The organism is Gammaproteobacteria bacterium (assembly GCA_041395725.1).
In the GTDB taxonomy this organism is placed as follows: domain Bacteria; phylum Pseudomonadota; class Gammaproteobacteria; order Pseudomonadales; family Pseudohongiellaceae; genus NORP240.
Genome location: JAWKZW010000001.1, coordinates 4,350,711 through 4,369,080 on the forward strand (window position 1 = coordinate 4,350,711; position 18,370 = coordinate 4,369,080).

At 51.0% G+C, this 18,370-nt stretch carries 15 protein-coding genes, 1 tRNA gene and 1 pseudogene; 5 read left to right on the forward strand and 12 right to left on the reverse strand.

All coding sequences use genetic code 11. From position 1 onward, the window contains the following. Positions 1 to 229 precede the first annotated feature (229 nt). The 6 genes from R3F50_19240 to R3F50_19265 all read right to left on the reverse strand — a co-directional run bounded on the left by R3F50_19240 (position 230) and on the right by R3F50_19265 (position 5,905). Entirely contained in the window at positions 230 to 811 is a 582-nt protein-coding gene (locus tag R3F50_19240; GenBank protein MEZ5492422.1) for a dihydrofolate reductase family protein, read from the reverse strand. Between the two features lie 90 nt (positions 812 to 901). Continuing rightward, positions 902 to 1,468, reverse strand: coding sequence for a hypothetical protein (locus tag R3F50_19245; GenBank protein MEZ5492423.1), 567 nt, complete (start codon positions 1,466 to 1,468; stop codon positions 902 to 904). A gap of 163 nt (positions 1,469 to 1,631) precedes the next feature. Continuing rightward, a complete protein-coding gene (locus R3F50_19250) occupies positions 1,632 to 3,230 on the reverse strand; it encodes an IS1182 family transposase (protein MEZ5492424.1) in 1,599 nt (532 codons plus the stop codon). A 197-nt stretch (positions 3,231 to 3,427) separates the two neighbouring features. After that, a complete protein-coding gene (locus R3F50_19255; GenBank protein ID MEZ5492425.1) occupies positions 3,428 to 4,105 on the reverse strand; it encodes a hypothetical protein in 678 nt (225 codons plus the stop codon). An 8-nt stretch (positions 4,106 to 4,113) separates the two neighbouring features. Continuing rightward, positions 4,114 to 4,929, reverse strand: a complete 816-nt coding sequence (locus R3F50_19260) for a laccase domain-containing protein (GenBank protein ID MEZ5492426.1) — start codon at positions 4,927 to 4,929, stop codon at positions 4,114 to 4,116. Between the two features lie 7 nt (positions 4,930 to 4,936). Continuing rightward, entirely contained in the window at positions 4,937 to 5,905 is a 969-nt protein-coding gene (locus tag R3F50_19265) for a hypothetical protein (GenBank protein MEZ5492427.1), read from the reverse strand. Between the two features lie 271 nt (positions 5,906 to 6,176). On the opposite strand from R3F50_19265, the gene R3F50_19270 reads away from it, so the two are divergent. Both R3F50_19270 and R3F50_19275 read left to right on the forward strand, forming a co-directional pair. Next, the gene (locus R3F50_19270; protein MEZ5492428.1) at positions 6,177 to 7,142 is read left to right on the forward strand and encodes an integron integrase; all 966 of its coding nucleotides are present in this window, start codon (positions 6,177 to 6,179) and stop codon (positions 7,140 to 7,142) included. A gap of 57 nt (positions 7,143 to 7,199) precedes the next feature. Beyond that, positions 7,200 to 7,451: pseudogene (locus R3F50_19275) on the forward strand (recombinase family protein). Between the two features lie 270 nt (positions 7,452 to 7,721). Here R3F50_19275 and R3F50_19280 read toward each other — a convergent pair. The 5 genes from R3F50_19280 to R3F50_19300 all read right to left on the reverse strand — a co-directional run bounded on the left by R3F50_19280 (position 7,722) and on the right by R3F50_19300 (position 13,732). Further along, a tRNA-Ser gene (locus R3F50_19280) sits at positions 7,722 to 7,811 on the reverse strand. 343 nt (positions 7,812 to 8,154) lie between these two features. Next, entirely contained in the window at positions 8,155 to 8,361 is a 207-nt protein-coding gene (gene csrA, locus R3F50_19285) for a carbon storage regulator CsrA (GenBank protein MEZ5492429.1), read from the reverse strand. Positions 8,362 to 8,562: 201 nt separating this feature from the next. Next, a complete protein-coding gene (locus tag R3F50_19290; protein ID MEZ5492430.1) occupies positions 8,563 to 9,813 on the reverse strand; it encodes an aspartate kinase in 1,251 nt (416 codons plus the stop codon). A gap of 86 nt (positions 9,814 to 9,899) precedes the next feature. Next, the gene (gene alaS, locus R3F50_19295; GenBank protein ID MEZ5492431.1) at positions 9,900 to 12,500 is read right to left on the reverse strand and encodes an alanine--tRNA ligase; all 2,601 of its coding nucleotides are present in this window, start codon (positions 12,498 to 12,500) and stop codon (positions 9,900 to 9,902) included. Positions 12,501 to 12,670: 170 nt separating this feature from the next. After that, the gene (locus R3F50_19300; GenBank protein ID MEZ5492432.1) at positions 12,671 to 13,732 is read right to left on the reverse strand and encodes an AI-2E family transporter; all 1,062 of its coding nucleotides are present in this window, start codon (positions 13,730 to 13,732) and stop codon (positions 12,671 to 12,673) included. Positions 13,733 to 13,890: 158 nt separating this feature from the next. Here R3F50_19300 and R3F50_19305 point away from each other — a divergent pair, with 158 nt between their 5' ends. The 3 genes from R3F50_19305 to R3F50_19315 are packed head-to-tail and all read left to right on the forward strand — an operon-like array spanning position 13,891 to position 17,270. Then, positions 13,891 to 15,759, forward strand: a complete 1,869-nt coding sequence (locus R3F50_19305; protein MEZ5492433.1) for a protein kinase — start codon at positions 13,891 to 13,893, stop codon at positions 15,757 to 15,759. Then, positions 15,759 to 16,529: a Stp1/IreP family PP2C-type Ser/Thr phosphatase gene (locus R3F50_19310; protein MEZ5492434.1), complete on the forward strand. Its 771-nt coding sequence runs from the start codon at positions 15,759 to 15,761 to the stop codon at positions 16,527 to 16,529. Before R3F50_19305 ends, R3F50_19310 begins: the two co-directional genes overlap by 1 nt. Positions 16,530 to 16,589: 60 nt before the next feature. After that, positions 16,590 to 17,270 carry an FHA domain-containing protein gene (locus R3F50_19315; GenBank protein ID MEZ5492435.1) on the forward strand — a complete coding sequence of 227 codons (681 nt, stop codon included), beginning with the start codon at positions 16,590 to 16,592 and terminating at the stop codon, positions 17,268 to 17,270. Here the strand turns inward: R3F50_19315 and R3F50_19320 are convergent. Then, entirely contained in the window at positions 17,233 to 18,342 is a 1,110-nt protein-coding gene (locus tag R3F50_19320; protein MEZ5492436.1) for a serine hydrolase, read from the reverse strand. The genes R3F50_19315 and R3F50_19320 overlap by 38 nt on opposite strands. Between the last annotated feature and the right edge of the window lie 28 nt (positions 18,343 to 18,370).

Sequence of the window (18,370 nt, forward strand, 5' to 3'; positions counted from 1 at the left end):
TCGTCTAACGAATGAGGCCGATTTCACTAGCGAATATTCATCTGGGCCCGAGTTGACAGAACAACTCATCAGAAGGCCGAATGTAGAGCTGCAGTCTATACCTTAAGGTCTAATACCATCAGCGCTTGACACTTGGGAGAGTCCATGTAGCCCTGGTTAATAGGCAAGTGGCGCAGCCACTTGTCCTAGAGCCCTGAAGGGGCGATTGAACTGATTGTTAGGTGGCATTTCAAGAATTCTTGTTCTTTCTTACTACTTCGTAGCGTAGATCTACCATCCCGCTTTTGTATGCCTTTGCATCCGCTAAATGTAGGGAAACATCATTATCAAGTTTTCCAAAGAAGGAAATTCCATCACCAATCAGCACTGGAAGAATAGAGTAGCTAATCTCGTCTGCAAGTCCCAGCCGGATGCATTCGGTGCAAACCTCACCACCTCCGGCGAACCATATGGATTTAAAATTCGGGCGAAGCTCTTCATTCACGAAATTGCCAATATTCCCAGAGTGGAATCTTACAGATTCTCGATTTCTCGGTAGATCTCTAGTTGTGAGCACGAATACAGGCTTATCTCCATAGGCCCAGCCTACCCCCTGGGTATCAAAACCGAGCGCTGTTTCATAGGTGCGTGAACCCATCACATAACAATCGATAGAATTGAGGAATTCCTCAACATATTCTGGATCCAGATTTTCACCTTTTGCATATTCATCGGAAGTCTCAAGCCAATCAACACTCCCATCTGTTCTTGCAATGAAACCATCAAGGCTTGCAGCCATGTGAACTGTTACGCATGAATTAGGTTCTTTCATAATTCAACGCTCGCTACGGGCACTTATGCCACCTAACGCCCTGAATAATAGGAGCAGTCGCGAAGCACTGCTTCCTTTTTGATTTGTTTGTTATGGAGCGCTTGCACTGACATGAAGGTCAGATCTACGTATATATTCATCCAAGTTACCGATAGTGTCATGAATTTGAGCTATGCGATAATCTAAAGGCAAAATACGATCTGGTCGCATGCCATCTTCACCGTCTTTCGGAATCGGTAACATAGCTCTACCACCATCTACAGATACCAGAATAAAACGTTCTATTAAAGTTGCGCCGTAGTACAGGTTGCACCAGTAGCCCGTAGCATGCTGATCTGGATGCCGATTTGCCCAAGGTTCTTTGAAATCAGCATTCTGCTTTCCCTCATCTGTGTAATGAACCTCAAATCTCAAGTTGTGGTCTCTATTGTAAGAAATTACGGACCGATTAATGTCACCTGTGCGATTCCAGTCTTCTTGAGGATTCGAGTCCAAAATTGCCTGTTCTATTCGTTCTCTCGTTGGTTCTGCGGAAATAGGTGGAATTACTTGTGGCTGCTCAATTGTTGGTTCGGTTTTGGGGAATATTTTTTCCCAGAAATACCACAGAGCAGCTATGCCGCCAAGTACAGTACAAAAAACTAGAACTATCTCCAAAATTTAACTAGCTCCATAACGAGGCTGTAGAAAAACCGACTGACAAGTCAGGCCTTCCCAAGCTGGTATTATTGTCTCTCTACCTATGGCCATTTATCGATTCGTTTGTATTTGACGTTTCCATCTGAATTTACCCAGATCGATCAGATATTCGCTCATCCTCTCACGGTGATGCCGCCAGCTTCCCGTAATTCATCAACTTCTCAATATTGTGAACCATGCAATACAAGCGCCATTGCCCCTGCGCCTTGCGTTTGCCTCGCAGACTGATCCGATTCAAACCCTTGTTGGTTCCGATATTACCAAACACCGGCTCCACCACCGACATCCGGTGCCCATAAATTTCCTTACCTTGCTCACTATCAACCCTGGCCTTCATCCAGTCGGTATACGGGGTGCTGGACTCCCGCTTGCCGGCTTGCTTTAGGACAAAGGACACCTGCCTGCCATGCCCCTTTCGGTGGTCAGCGGATTCCGGGTTGTGCATACAAGCCTTCTTCCTCGGACAGTGTCGGCATTGTAATAAGCGTCCCTCGAAGTAAGCCACTTTGTCACCCTGGGCATTGGTGCGGGTTCCGTTATAGCTGAGCGTCTCTCCCTGGGGGCAGATGCAGACCAGCGCCTTGGCATCAAAGGTAAACTCACTGCCGGGGATAACGGCCTTCTTCTTGTCTCCGCCCCAGGGCTTGCCGGTTACTGCCGGCTTCTTGCCGTACTTGTTTTTGTGATCCGCAAAGCGGGGATCGCGGCTGCGGAACTGGTTGTCCGGGATATAGGCATTGAGGCCGTTATCCTTCAGGTATTTCATGTTGGCTTCATTGGCAAAGCCAGTATCAGCAGTGATTACCGTGCCGGTCTTGCTGAGGTTCCTGTTGATCTTGAGTTTCTTGAGGCGTCCCCGGACTGCCTCGATAACCGGTTGTAGGGTATGGTGTTCCTGGCCTTCCCCAAAAGCCTGGGCGTCCACAATGACCTGATGCTTGCCGTCGACCGTTGCAACCCCGTTATACCCCTGGATCGTGCCCTTGCTGGTGGTCATCTTGGCACTTTCATTGTCGGTGATATTACTCTTCACTTCCTTGCGCCGGCGACCTTGTCCCATCCTTGGGGCCGCCTGCTTTAGGAAGCGGTCGATGCGGTCGCAGGCCTTATCGAGCGTTTCCAGGGTCTGTTTCGAACGCTCAACCCGGGCCTGGTTGTCCGGATCCTGCTTGTCCAGGCGCCGGTGCTCGGTTAACTGATGGCGGATGCGACGCCGGATCTTGTCACGCTTCTCCTCAAGTTCCTTGAATGTGCCGGACCACTCCTTGGCGGCATTGGAGGGCATCTTGCAGCCGTCGATGGCAAACAGTTCATTGCCCAGCAGCCCCTGTTGGTGGCAGACCAGCAGAATCTGTTCGAACAGGGCTTCGATCTCATCGGTATGGGTACTGACAAAATGCGCGATGGTGGTGAAGTGGGGCACGCTGTCGCAGGACAGAGCCTTGAACAGGATGTTGGTCTCGCAGCACCACTGTATCTCGCGGCTGGAAGTAATGCCCTTGGAGTAGGCGAAGAGGATGATCTTCAGCAGAATCGCCGGGTCGTAGGCCGGGCGGCCATTGTCATCATTGCGGTAGTTGGGATGAAAAACGGACAGGTCCAGCTTGTTATCGATCAGGTGGTGGATGGTGTGCTCGAAAGTACCGGGCTGGAGCTGGTCTTCGTAGTTGATGACAACCATAGAAGACTGGTTGTAATCGTAATGTTTGAAGTTAGGCAACAGAAAAGCCTCTTTGTCTGTGAGGGCTACATTATATATCAGAACGAACGGTATAGGGATTTTTCTACAGCCTCAACGCTTTTCTTCAGCGGCCAAGGCATGCTGGCATGTATTTTGCGATCTTAGCAAAATGCATGACAGCATGATTTGGTCCGTCTGCAAGTATTTGTTAGGCGAGCAAAGTATAAAATAATTATCTACCCATATTGTGTTTCTAAAATCTCTAAAATTTCCCTTAATTCATTCGTATAAGATTTCATTGAAAAATATTTAACTTCATATGGATCATGGAGTTTGACATATGAATCCATCAATATTTTAGAGCACTGTGATTCATGAGGCCCCTGCAGGACTAGACTTATAGCCCCTTCTTTAGTTAAGCAAGAAACTGAATGGAATTTTTTAACAGCCAGAGAGTGTAAATTACCGTTCTCTACTATTTTTGGTGATCTTTCTATTATTAAAGCATTACTTGTTTCACAAAATACAGTGGCTCCATTTGTCCTGGCAGCTCGATTTGGAACGTTATACAATTTTAAGTCACCGCCGAAATTGCATATGCTAGCTTCTTCAATTTTTAGCGACCCTTTAAGCACAATAGCTGAGAAATTCCATGTATGACTATGAAAAGGTTGCGTAGCATTTTTTATATTCCAATAATGAATTCGAATTCGAGGTCCAAGTTCTTTGCCTGCGAGCACAAGTTTAGAAAACCCATTTTTATGATAGTACGAGTCTCGAATCAGTGGTTGAATTTGCGATGAGGGCATACTTAAAACATCTTCAAGAAAGTCAAGAAATCCCCTTTTTTGTTTAATATCGGAAGCAGTTGAAACTAGTCCTTTTACTGTTGGGTCATTTTCAATGGCTGTCAATATTTTCTTTATACTTTGGGACATATGATTGAGCAAAAATTATGAGGCTCTTCGCCATCTTGCACAGCAGCGTAGTGCGAATAAAAGGGAGACTCCTTTGAGGCAGTGCATTGTTCAAAATATTCAATATTCTGATCACAGAAGCCAGTTTGGCTCAATTGAGCACCTATAAGCCCCCTAACATCGAAATGAACTCCGTCGTAGTAAGGCTCAATTTCTTTGAGTAAGATCTTATCCTTAAGGACCTGCGGCTTTATTGCCTCCCATAGTCCGGATCGAGTTACATCGTAATTAATTCTTGAAATGGATGGCCCAAGGTATGCATGCAAGTGACTAGCATCGATTTTAAATTCTTTAAATAATATTTCTAACGATCGAGCTACGCCATTAAGCGCTCCAAGAATGCCAATATGGATAATTCCATGCAGCTTTGAGTCATTGTCCCATACTACAAGTGGCACACAATCGCCTGAAATAAGCGCTACAGCAATATTTTTATCAAATGTTAGTACTCCATCAACTCCTGTATTATAAAAATCATAATCTGTATCTATTTTTGGAGGTGTCAAATACTCTGTTCGGCGTACTTGGTTAGAATCACTTACAAAGTTTACTATTTCTATGTTTGGACTTTGTGTTGGACGAATCCAATCTATATGAATGTTTGGAAGGGATATTCGTCCAAAAAATTTACTCCGATTATTTCTTGCCTCACTCCTCCTTGCCTGCACCCGTTCCATTGGACCATCTTCTTTTCGAGAAAACTCTATAATAAACTTTGAAGCATTGTTAGGGTGGGGAATTGGTGATATGTCTTTTATCAACTTTCGATTACTCCATTTTTGATCGTTCTAGTACTAAATCAATGAAACTCTGAGTATGTAAAATTTCTTCATTTGGAAAATACAGTCTTAGTATTGTCCCAATTCCTGTCTTTTCATCCATGTTTAGTGATCTAAGTGTAGTATTACCTTTAGAAATATCTAGCTGTTGGTAATGTTTAGAAGCAATAGTTTGAAATGCCTTCAAAGAAAGATTGTAATAATGAGAGGAAGCATCTCTATTTAAGAGAAGAATAGCAGGGGTATTTTTCCCAGCAGTTGTCCAAAAAGTACAGCTATCACAAATATCATCTCTTATAAAGCTAAGTTCACGTTTTAAATAAATTGATAAATCAAGCAAGCCTTCTTTGTAATACTTGCAAAATAAATAGATCGTTGCGCAAATATCAGCTTTTAATGTCAGGAGATCGGTAATTCTTTGTTGATCTACCGGAAGCTGTGCTACATGTACTAAATATGTTTCACAAACACCATCGCTACATGGGTCTAATATAGCTGCGTGTATTTTTCTGGAAGCTAAGTCCTCCGCAGACCGTTTATGAAATTCAGGAAGTACATGACGACGCACCCAATTCGCTAAATGGCCATTGTGTAGCCAAAATGTAGCTTTTCCTAGCGCGTGGTAATGTCTTTTTCTTTGGTCAGGTTGAAAAATTATTTCGACGTCAGTCGTTGATTTTTCTTCATCTTGAACAACGGCATATATTCCGATGAACAAGACCGCTACTAAAGCAGCCGATATAAAACTGTATGTCAGTTGTGAAATCAGCTTATAAGTGAATGATAATCCTTCGCACCAAAAAGGGTTTGAAGACGAATTTATAGGGCAGCTTTGTAGAAGCGCAGCCGCTGCTGGGTATTCAACGACATAATTCACCACTAGAGAGACCACAGTCGCCAACAAGACAATAACAATGAAGGCTCGTCTTGCTCTTGGATGTCTTAACTTGTCCAGCATTTCCTTGCTCCGATTTTTTCACTCTAATAATTACACTAAAATAGAACGTATGACGCCTAACAGTCTGTTAATGAGGTCGTAGACCTCATAATAGTTAATAGCGAGTTTAATTTGTAATTCTTCATTCGTTTAGCTGTTTAAAGTCAGCCTCTTGAAATTTATCGATATTTAACAACGATCCCTTGCTCCTCGACCGTTGGAGGGTAATTTACCCTTTTTAATACCTGCTACACTCTACTAGGACAGGGCTTTCAAGGAAGAACCGGCTGTTATGTCAAACTCACCGTTTCTGCAATCTATTGCAGACTATATGCGAGCGCGGAATTACAGTAAGCGTACGATCCAGTCATACTGTTATTGGATAAAGTATTTCATTGTATTTTGTCACAAGCAACACCCGGAGAAACTGGGCCCCGCTGATGTAGAGCGATTTCTCACCTGGCTGGCGGTCAAGCGCGATGTGGCTCCGGGAACGCAGTCCCTGGCCCTGAATGCCATCGCCTTTTTGATGAGGGATTATCTGTCCCGTCCATTGGAATTACCTGGTAATTTCGCTCGGGCAACAAGGCAACGGAAATTACCCGTGGTTCTGACTCAACCGGAGGTAGCAAACCTGCTCAATCAGTTGACAGGCTGCCACTATCTGATGGCGGGCCTCTTGTACGGTTCAGGTCTGCGAAGAATAGAACTGGTGCGCCTCAGAGTGAAGGATATTGACCTGGACTATAAACAGGTGCGGGTTCTGTTTGGCAAAGGAGCTAAGCATCGGCTTGTGACCCTGGCTGAAGAGCTCATTCCCCGGCTTCGTCTGCAGATAAAACACGTGAACCTGTTGCTCGAACAGGATCTATGTGTGGCCGATTTCGCCGGCGTCTGGATGCCGGAGGCGTTAGCAAGAAAATATCCAAACGCCTGCAAAAGCCTGGGTTGGCAATACCTGTTTCCGGCTAGCAGATTTAGTGTAGACCCGCACAGCGGCCGGGTTCGCCGCCACCACTACGACGAAACCAACGTAAACAGACTGGTCAAGGCGGCCGCCCGCAAAGCAGGTATCCGCAAGTCAGTAACCTGCCATACCCTGCGCCACTCCTTTGCCACTCACTTATTGCAGTCAGGAGCAGATATCCGCACTGTGCAGCAACAACTGGGGCATGCCGACGTAAAAACCACCGAGTTATACACCCACGTGTTGAACCAGGGTGCTCACGGCGTGCGCAGCCCGCTCAGCACGTTATAAATCTAACCAGGATGCGCAATTGGCTTATAGGAAGCATTAAAGCTATCTCCGAACCATGATTTTGCCAAGCTGGTTGAACTGTTCGATAGCCACGGCGTTTCCTTTGTCTCCGTCACCCAGCAATTCAACACAACCAGTTCCATGGGACGCCTGACCCTTAATGTGCTTCTGTCCTTTGCCCAGTTTGAGCGAGAGATCACCGGTGAGCGCATTCGGGACAAGCTGGCTGCCTCCAAGCACAAAGGCATGTGGATGGGTGGGTTTGTGCCTCTGGGCTACGATGTCGTAGACAGAGCGCTGGTTATAAATGGGGAGAACGCCTAGCCGCCCTTTCCATCCCCCTTTCCACTCCCCCTAACCATCTCAATTGGTCACGCTTTCACAAGCAAGATGGCCAGACATTTGCAGCCAATTGAAGCCACCATGGACTACCAAATGGGCCTGCAGAGAAATTTGGGATAATTCCGCCGAAAATCTCCCGTAGAAGTCCATGCTGGCCTGACCATGGGCCAGCATCCCACTGAATTCTTTGAAGTATTTAGGTGTTCTAGGGGATATCCTAGAAGAGACAAGACTGCTTGGCGGAGAGAGAGGGATTCGAACCCTCGATAGGTTTAACCCTATACGCCCTTAGCAGGGGCGCGCCTTCAGCCACTCGGCCATCTCTCCAGGAGGCGGAATAATAGCACAGGATTCCTGGCTTTTGTGTAGTCCGGGTGTCCTAGGATTGGAAAAATAACGGAATGCCGGCGGGACAGAAAGCTAGAGGGGGTTAGGTTTGAATCAGGCTTAGCGCGAATTCAACATTGCTGTACTTTGTGAGGAGTTGGTCAATTGACCGTCTGGACACATGCCCGATTGCGTCGGGGACCCTGTGGAGCAGCCTGAGGCTGACTGCTTCTGGGTCTGCAACTGTTACCCGCGCGCAGCGCCCAGTGTAGCAGTTGCCCTCACTGCCCGAATTCTGTCGGCGTAGTGAGAGAACTTCCGGCGGCTAACCGGCCGCCAGGGTTCAGGTGTCCCCGTCTGACCCATCGGGGTCTTCGTCGCCATTGCGCTCCTTCTGGATGCGCTGGTAGATTTCCTCGCGGTGCACAGCCACGTCTTTCGGGGCGTTCACTCCGATTCGAACCTGGTTGCCCTTGACACCCAGAACCGTGATGGTGACATCGTCTCCTACCATCAGGGTCTCCCCTATTCGGCGGGTTAGAATCAGCATGTGTTACCTCCTTTTACCATTCCATTGCCTGGCCCATTATTCACGTATTTAGACCCATTGGAAATACCCAATTAGCCTGTGAGAGCCCCGTAAGCCCAGTATGGCTTGACGACTCTGACAATACGCGTGATTCAACCTGTCGGATCTGCCACCATCCTCACCGACAACCGAGCCTGGATCCTGCCCTGCCGGCGCGATGCCTTAAGCGTCTTCCTCCGGTTTTGGCTGATAGTCCGGATCGCCCAGCTCGAAGGCCGCATGCAGAGCCCTGACAGCCAGCTCCAGGTATTTCTCCTCGATCACGACTGAAATCTTGATCTCGGAAGTGGTGATGATCTGAATATTGATATTTTCATCCGCCAGGGTCTTGAACATTTTACTGGCGATACCTGCATGGGAGCGCATGCCAACGCCGACAATTGAGACCTTGGCAATCTTGTCGTCCACACTGACCTGCCTGGCGTGGATAGCCGTCGCTACCCTTTCCAGAATTTCGCGAGCCTGCCTGCTGTCGGGGCGCTTGACGGTAAAAGTAATGTCGGTAGTTCCATCGGCGGAGACGTTCTGGACAATCACGTCCACTTCGATTCCTGCCTCACTGACCGGACCTATCACGTTGTAGGCAACGCCGGGAACGTCAGGGACACCGGAGACAGTAATCTTGGCTTCGTCACGCGCAAAAGCGATTCCCGCAATAGCCGGATCTTCCATATCACTTTCTTCCTCTATACTGATCAGGGTTCCAGGCCCCTCTTCGAAACTGGACAATACCCGCAGGGGTACCTTGTATTTGCCGGCAAATTCCACCGAACGAATCTGCAACACCTTGGCACCCAGGCTTGCCAGTTCCAGCATTTCCTCAAAGGTGATGGACTCCAGCAGGCTGGCGTCCTTCACTACGCGTGGGTCGGTTGTGTAAACGCCTTTCACATCGGTGTAAATCTGGCATTCATCCGCCTTCAGCGCAGCGGCCAGAGCGACCGCCGTGGTGTCCGACCCCCCTCGACCCAGGGTGGTTATGTTCCCTCCCCCGTCTACGCCCTGAAAGCCCGCCACCACGACAACCCGGCCAGCAGCCAGCTCGTCACGGATTTTAACGTCGTCGATTTCCCGGATCCTGGCCTTGGTATGGGCCTCGTCGGTAAGAATCCGCACCTGGCCGCCGGTGAAGGACCGGGCCGGGTATCCCCTGCTTTGCAGAGCCATGCACAATAAAGCGATGGTGACCTGCTCACCGGTGGAAAGCAGTACATCCATTTCCCGTGGCGGCGGGTTCTCGCTGACTGCCTGGGCCAGCGCAACCAGTCTGTTGGTCTCGCCACTCATGGCTGACACCACGACCACTATGTCATCACCCCGATCACGAAAACCGGCGATTTTATCGGCTACTGCTTCGATACGCTCCGCAGAGCCTACCGACGTCCCGCCGTATTTTTGAACGATCAATGCCATTGTCTTGTTTACTGCTGTCCAAAAAGCTGCAAATTAAACAGTAATGACTGCCCGAATGCAATCGCTTCCCACCAGCCACCCTGAGACTAAAGACGCTCGCTAAGCCAGGGTTCCACACTCTGTAGCGCTGCCGGCAAGGCGGCGGCATCGCTACCACCCGCCATGGCCATATCGGGCCTGCCGCCACCCTTGCCGCCAACCTGGTTCGCCACCATGCTCACAAGCTCGCCGGCTTTGATCCGGTCGGTCAGATCGGCGGTTACACCAGCCACCAGGCTGACCTTGCCGTCTTCTTCGCTGGCCAGCACAATAACGCTGCCGGCACCCAGTTTGTTCTTAAGCTGATCCACGGTATCCCGCAGCGATTTGGCATTAAAACCCTCCAGCCGGGCGGCCAGCAGCTTGACACCATTCACTTCCTTTGCCTGACTGGCGATGTCACTGCCGGCGCTGCTGGCCAGCTTGGCCTTAAGCTGTTCAAGTTGTTTCTCCAGAGAGCGGGTCTGGCTGGCCAACTGCCGGACTTTGTCCACCAGGCCTTCTTCGCTGGCTTTGACGATCTCTTCCAGCTGAGACAGTGTCTGTTCCCGCCGATTGACCAGTTCCAGAACCGCCCTGCCGGTCACCGCTTCTATCCGGCGCACACCGGCGGCGATGCCCGCCTCACTGACAATTTTAAAGACCCCGATATCACCGGTTCGCTGCACGTGGCAGCCGCCACACAACTCGGTGGAAAATTGATCACCCATGCTGACTACCCGCACCTGGTCGCCGTATTTCTCGCCAAACAGTGCCAGTGCACCTTTTTGCCGCGCGTCATCCATGCTCATGACTTCTTTGCTGACTTCGCTATTGGCCAGTATCTGCCCGTTGACCAACTCTTCCACCTCACGCAGTTCCGGCTCAGTCAGCGACGATGGATGGGAAAAATCGAACCGCAGCCGGTCAGCCGTTACCAGTGAGCCTTTCTGGGCAACGTGAGAACCCAGCACCTGGCGAAGGGCCGCATGCATCAGGTGGGTGGCGGAATGATTCAGGGTGATCGCTGCCCTGTTTTCAGCCAGCACCTGGGCACTGATCAGATCGCCTGTATGCAGTTCACCGCTCTGCAGCACGCCTCGATGAATGAGGTAATCCCCCTGTTTCTGCGTGTCGATCACTTCAAAAAGTTTGCCGTCTGCCTGCAAGGTGCCGCAGTCACCAATCTGACCACCGGATTCACCATAAAACGGACTGTTGTCCAGTATCAGGTCTGCTTCCGCACCTGCCGCGATCTGCTTTACTGGCTGACCATGCTGATAAATCGCCTGCACAGTGCCCTGCCCCTGCAAGTGGTCGTAGCCGATGAATTCAGTGGCTGAAGCCAGGTCGATTACCAGTTTTTCGACACCGCCGAAACTGCTGGCGGACCTGGCACGGGACTTCTGCTCTTCCATGGCTTTGTCAAAACCTTCACGGTCCAGGGTCAGACCCTGTTCTCTCGCCACGTCAGCGGTGAGATCCAGCGGGAACCCGTAAGTGTCGTAGAGTCGGAATACGGTTTCCCCCGGAATCACGCTGCCCTGCAATTTTTCGATGGCCTGTTCAAGAATTCCCATGCCGTGTTCCAGGGTGCGGGCAAACTGCTGCTCTTCTTCCCGCAGCACTTTTTCGACGAACTGCTGCCGTGCGAGCAGTTCCGGATAGGCCTCACCCATGGCCTCTGCGAGCGCGCCGACCAGCCTGTAAAAAAAGATTTCCTTGATGCCCAACTGGTAACCATGCCGCACAGCACGGCGTATTATGCGCCGCAGAACATAGCCTCGCCCCTCGTTGGAGGGGATCACCCCATCCACGATCAGAAAGGCACAGGAGCGAATGTGGTCGGCAATCACCTGCAGCGAGGGCCGCGACAGATCGCTTTCCCCGGTAATCTTCGCCGCAGCTTTCAGCAGGATCTGAAACAGATCAATTTCATAGTTACTGTGCACACCCTGCATCACAGCGGCTATGCGCTCCAACCCCATGCCGGTATCGACCGAGGGTTTGGGCAGCGGGTTCAGCGTGCCATCGGGCTGGCGATCAAACTGCATGAATACCAGATTCCAGATCTCCACGTAGCGGTCCCCGTCCTCATCGGGACTTCCCGGCGGACCGCCTTCAACCTCTTCGCCATGATCGTAAAAGATTTCTGAGCACGGCCCGCAGGGACCTGTATCCCCCATGGCCCAGAAATTGTCTGCCTCGCCCAGGCGGGAAAAACGCTGCGGATTTATTTTCATTTCATCCAGCCAGATAGACGCCGCGTCGTCGTCATCCTGGAAAACGGTCACCCACAGTCTTTCAGCCGGCAGCCCGAGTTCAACAGTCAGAAACTCCCAGGCAAATCTGATCGCCTCGCGCTTGAAATAGTCGCCAAAACTGAAGTTGCCGAGCATCTCGAAAAAGGTGTGATGCCGCGCGGTATAACCGACATTCTCCAGGTCATTGTGCTTGCCCCCCGCCCTGACACAGCGCTGGGAGCTGGTAGCGCGAGGACAGTCCCGGGTTTCCTCCCCCAGGAATGCTTCCTTGAACTGCACCATCCCGGCATTGGTAAAAAGTAGCGTCGGGTCATTGGCAGGCACCAGGGTGCTGCTATTGACCACCTGGTGACCGTTACGGGCAAAAAAATCTAAAAACTTCTGTCTGATCTCAGCGCTATTCATCTGGTAAATCCAGCTAGTGGGTTGGCTCAAGAGGATCGGGGAAGCACTGACGGGTCAGACATTCCCTTGTTCCGCGGAGAGGGATTATAGCGTTTAACGGCCTGCGGGTGCAGCGCCAGGAAAGAATTTCAAGGCTATGCAAAGGCTCGCTCGCACCCTCTACGGCCGGCTCACTCGTCATCGATAAACCCGACATTCCCATCGGCGGACAGCATGACCGCGATAGGCCGGGTTTGCGGAAAATGAGCCAGTACGATAAAGACAATGATCAGGAAGGGCACACACAGAAACATCCCGACCACCCCCCAGATATAGCCCCAAAGGCCCAGGTTCAACAGGATCAACAGCGGGCTGAGGTTGAACGACGTACCCATCATCCTTGGTTCCAGGAAATTGCCGATGGCCATCTGGAATGACGCGATCACCGCCAGCACCAGCACGAACTGGGTGTAGCCTTCGAACTGAGCCAGCGCAATGACGGCGGGGAAAATCGTGGCAATGATCGATCCAACCGTGGGAATGAAGTTGAGCAGGAATATCAGTAATCCCCACACCGCAGCGAAATCGACGTCAAGAATAAGCAGAAATCCATAGCTGAGCACCCCGGTTAGCGTGCTGGTGAACACCTTGATGCTGATGTATTTGCGAATATCGTGCTGAATCTTTTTAATGATGTTGCGAACTCTTCGTTCCCGCTCCGGATTATCCACCAGGCTGGAAATTTTCTTATCCATGCTGCCCTGTTCCAGCAACAGAAAAATAATGTAGATGAAGATGATACCGCCACTGGTGACTATCGATGTGAAAGTACTGGCCAGGGAAGCGAAAATAGCAGGCAGATCAAGCCAGCCAGGGTCCAGCAAAAATCCCGACAGATCCCCGGTTTCCTCGTCCATCAGGTATTCGGAAAACGGTAGATTTCGTATGCGGGCTTCGATATTTGCCTGGTAAGTGGGAATTACGTCTCTGACATCCGCGATACGGGAGCCGATGAAATTGACCACGGCCCAGCCCAGGGCAACAAACGTAAGAATGGAAGCCAGCAGGCAGACCGACCAGGGGATGCGGACACCTCCCAGTTTGAATTGCTGAAACCCGCTGGCGAGCAGATTGATCAGGTACCACAGGGCCACCGCCACCACCAGCGGCAACAGCAATGCTTCGCCCACAATCAGAACGTAGAAAATCGCAATTACCAGCACTGCAATGGCGGTGACGTTAAGGGTCTTCATCAATGGTTTTCACCTTGTTGTTCAAGTTGCGCCGGGAGTCACATTGTCCCGTACTGTAACCGGGTGATTTTGCGAAGAATATCACATTTTCCCGGCGGCTCACTCTTTACGCTATGTACCTTGCACATTCCTCTGTTTTATAAGGCAAAAAGACTCCCATGGAAGAGCAGGTAAAACTGAACGGCTACTCAAACCTCGCCAAGATAGGTGAAGGCGGCATGGCGTTTGTGTACCGCGGCATTCAGGATTCCCTCAAGCGCCCGGTGGCGATCAAAATTCTTACCCATGAACTGGAAGATCACGGCGAAGCCCGTAATCGATTCGAACGGGAGTCTCTGATTATCGCCCGCCTCAATCACCCCAACATCATTCACGTGATTGACCGGGGGATCAACGAGGATGATCTGCCCTACTTCGTCATGGAATACATCGAAGGCATCGATCTGAACAATGCTGTCCAGGTGATGCAGCTGGACCACTACAACAAAATGGGCATCATCATTCAATTGCTGAAAGCCCTGGCCTATGCACACAAGAACAATGTAATTCATCGGGATATCAAGCCCGACAATATCCTGGTCGACGAAAACTGCAACATCAAGGTACTGGACTTCGGTATCGCCCAGTTTTATGAAGATCAGCGCTTACCCAGCGAAAAGACCGTGGAAGGTACGGTCATGGGAACCTATAACTACATGTCCCCGGAGCAACGGGAATCTGCCGACAATGTGACAGTAAAGAGTGATATTTACTCCGTCGGTGTCGTAATGTACCGACTCTTTACCGGTGAGATTCCCTCCGGCCACTTCCCTCCCCCTTCCAAACTGAACCCCGAAGTCAGTCCGGACCTGGACCGGATCATCCTGCAGTGTCTGGAGCCCAAACCCGAGGACCGGCCCGAATCCGCCGAAGCGCTGAAGATAGAGGTGTTGAGCGTCATGAAAGGCGCTCACATCATGGGCGACCAGAAGAAACGCGCCGAACAGGGCATCACTCAGATCAAGGCTAAGTTTCAGCTGCTCGATGTATTGCGTGAAGACCGGTACGGGTCGGTCTATCTGTACCAGCAGAAGCAATCGCAAAACCTGCTGATCATAAAGAAGAAAACCAAGAACTCACCCGGTTTCGAAACCAGCAACAAGCTGGCCAAAATACAGCACCAGAATGTTCTTTCCACGCTGGGAACGGCCAGGAACGACCGTCTTTTTATCCTCGTCCAAAGCTACCTCAGCGGCGGTACCCTGCAGGACAAACTGGCCTTCCAACTGGACTGGAACGAGACTCTGCGAATCGGCAAGGAAATCTGCCAGGGCATGAATTTCGCCCACAAACACAACATAGTGCACGGCCACCTGCGACCGACGAATATACTTTTTACCGATCGGGGCGAAGTCAAAATTACGGATTTCGGCCTGAAGGATGACTTGAGCGACGTTAGAAACGCCCACTTCTACAGTCTCCAGGGCGAACCTGAGAGCATTGCCGCCGACATTTATGCGGTCGGGGTGATCCTTTACCAATTGTTTACCGGCAGCCTGCCCAGGCAGCAATCAAACTATCCCGGTCAACCCCGCAAGACCTTCCTCGACCTGCCTGGTGATATCCAGGAACTGATTACCACCATGCTTTCGACCATCCCTGAACGGCGCCACCGGGACAGTCTGCAGCGCAGCATCAGAATGTTCAGCGAACATCTGGAAGTAACCGGGTCTAAATCTCCTGACACTTCTGCCGCTGATGTGGAGAGAGAACCTGATTCTGAGCCCCGGCGCACCAAGGACGATATAACGGCGATAACTGTACCCAGACTCGAGGAGGACGCCCAGGAGCCGGTCTTTGAATTGGCCGCTCATCAGAAAAAAGTACCTTTTTACAAGACTCGCACATCCTGGATGTTCGGGATTCTGCTGTTACTGTTTACACAGTATCTGCTGTTCTTTGGCGGAAACGGGCGAATCAGCCAGGTCGTGCCACTGGTCTATGATCAGATGGCCGACAGTTTCCGGGGGTTTCTGGGAGAACAGTGATGTCAGAACTTACCAATGCAGTAGAGATAGCGGCGTTTACCGACACCGGGCTGGCCAGGGATCATAACGAAGACTGCATCGGGTATGACATTTCCTCCGGTATCGCCGTGCTGGCGGACGGGATGGGGGGCCACCAGGCCGGTGAGATAGCCAGCCGTATGGCGGTAGAACAGGTCCTGAGGCAGATGAAATCGAGGCTTATTAAACAAACTGGCAGACCGATAACCAGTTCTCAGATGCTTAATTTGGTTTCCAATACAATTTCGAGCAGCAACCGGAAAATATTTGAGGCATCAGAAGAAATCAGTTCCAGGCACGGAATGGGAACCACGGTGGTCGCGGCGGTGGTCGAAGGATCTCACCTTTATGCCGGCCACGTTGGTGATTCCAGGCTGTACCTGCTCCGCGACAGCAAGCTGCGGAGAATTACCAAGGATCATAGCCTGGTGCAGGATTTGATCGATAAAGGATTTTATACGGAAGACGAAGCCCGCTCGGCTTCTATCAACCATGTCGTCACACGCGCCCTGGGAACAGCAGAGGTGGTTGAAGTCGATATTCTCGAACAGGAAGCAGAGCGGGATGACCTGTTTCTACTTTGCTCGGACGGTCTGTCCGATATGTTAAGTGACGAAATGATTGAGCAGATATTGAGCGAGGCCGACATGACGCTGGATGACAAGGCACAGGGCCTGGTTGCCAGGGCCAACCAGAACGGCGGCAAAGACAATGTTTCTGTCATTCTGATAAGGGTGCAGTCTCCCGAGTAGGCTGATAATCAGGATGCCTCGCGGCATACTACAAATTTTAAATCGATCAGGTAGAACCCGATGACTGGAAAATTAGAGTTCAGTTTCAACGCAAACAAAATCGGCGAGTACGCTCTCGATAAAGAAGTCATGACTATCGGGCGAAAGGATGACAATGACATCCGTATCGACAATCTTGCCGTGAGTGGCCATCACGCCAAGTTGCTGACGATTTTTGGCGATTCGTTCCTGGAAGATCTTAACAGCACCAATGGCACCTTTGTAAACGGGAAAAGCATCGACAAGCATGCCCTGCAGAATGGTGACGTAATCACTATCGGCAAGCATGAACTGCGTTATATCAACTACAACAACAAGCCCAGCGCATCAGTGGCTGGCGATATAGAGAAAACCGTCTTTATCGGCGCCAAAGGCCCAAAGAAAGCGCCGATCAACGGTGCGCCCAAGCCCAATCTTGAAGAACGCCTGCAAACGGCCAAACTGCAACTACTGAACGGTAAGAGTTCCGGCAGAGAGTTGTTTCTTGAAAAGGAATCGATAAAGCTGGGTAAGCCCGGCACGCAGGTGGTCCTGATCAATCGGCGTCCCGACGGGCATTTCATTGTCACCCTGGAACAGGCCGAAGAATGCAAGCCCCTGCGGGTGAACGGTGTTGATATCGGTTCCCGCTCGGTAAAACTTCAGAACCACGACATTATCGAAATCAATCAGCTGAAGATCGAATATTACCTCGGGACATAGCGTCACCGGGCATTATCGCCCGTCCAGGGCTCGACTCTGTGTTCACCAGCGGCCCGGAGGCACGCTTCACAGGCCACAGTATCTCCGCTTCCACCAGATCGTAAAGGCTGCTCAAATGCGTGCGACGCCCGGTTCCGGGCCTGCTGTCCGAGGTGGCCACCACCACCAGGCCATAGTCCTTAACCACAAAAATCAGTTGACCACCGAAACCCCAGGCCACCGGGACCAGCATATCTGCCAGGTCGCGCAGCCACCAGCCGTAACCGTAAAACCTACCCTGCCCTCTTGGCGAGGTGGCATGAGGCTGAAAGGACTCGTTCACCCAGCTCGCTGCCAACACCCTGCCTTGATCGACCGCGCCTTCCTGCAGATACAGCCGCCCGAAGGCCAGCATTGCCCTGGGGGTCATTTCCAGATCGTTGCCGCCAAAGTAGATTCCCTGCGGGTCCTGACTCCAGTAAGCCAGAGAAACCCCCAGCGGGGTCGCCAGGTAGCGCTGGGCGTAGTCCCTGGTAGTCATGCCGCTGGTCCGGCTGATGATCGCCGACAGCAGATGGGTGCTGCCGGTACTGTAAATCATTTCTTCACCGGGTTTAGAGACCAGTGGTTGCTGCAGTATGAACTCCACCCAGTTATCGCTGAGCACCCAGCGACCGTAATTGCGATTACTGGTGGATTCAAGCCCCGACTGCATGGTCAGCAGATCTTCGATGGTGATGGCCTGCTTGGCGATGTCGCTCAGATCGGTGGCATATTCGGGGAAGAACTCAGCAATAGGTTGCCTGATATCCTCAATCAGGCCCTGCTCAATGGCTATGCCTACCAGGGCGGAAATGACACTCTTGGAAGCTGACTTCATGTTGGCAGGCTGGAAACGGTCGCGACCGTTGAAGTATTCCTCCACCACCAGTTCGTCCTGATAATAGATCAGCAGGCTGTGCAGGCGCGGCAATTGCCCGGCCTGCTGCAGCGCCCGGGAAAAATCAGGTTGCTGCCCATTCACCCCCGCGCTGACCAGTAGCAGCGCCAGGATAATCCCTTGCAGTGACTTGCCTGACCAGTTGGTCGCCATGTCAGATAACCTGAGACTCGGCCGGTTG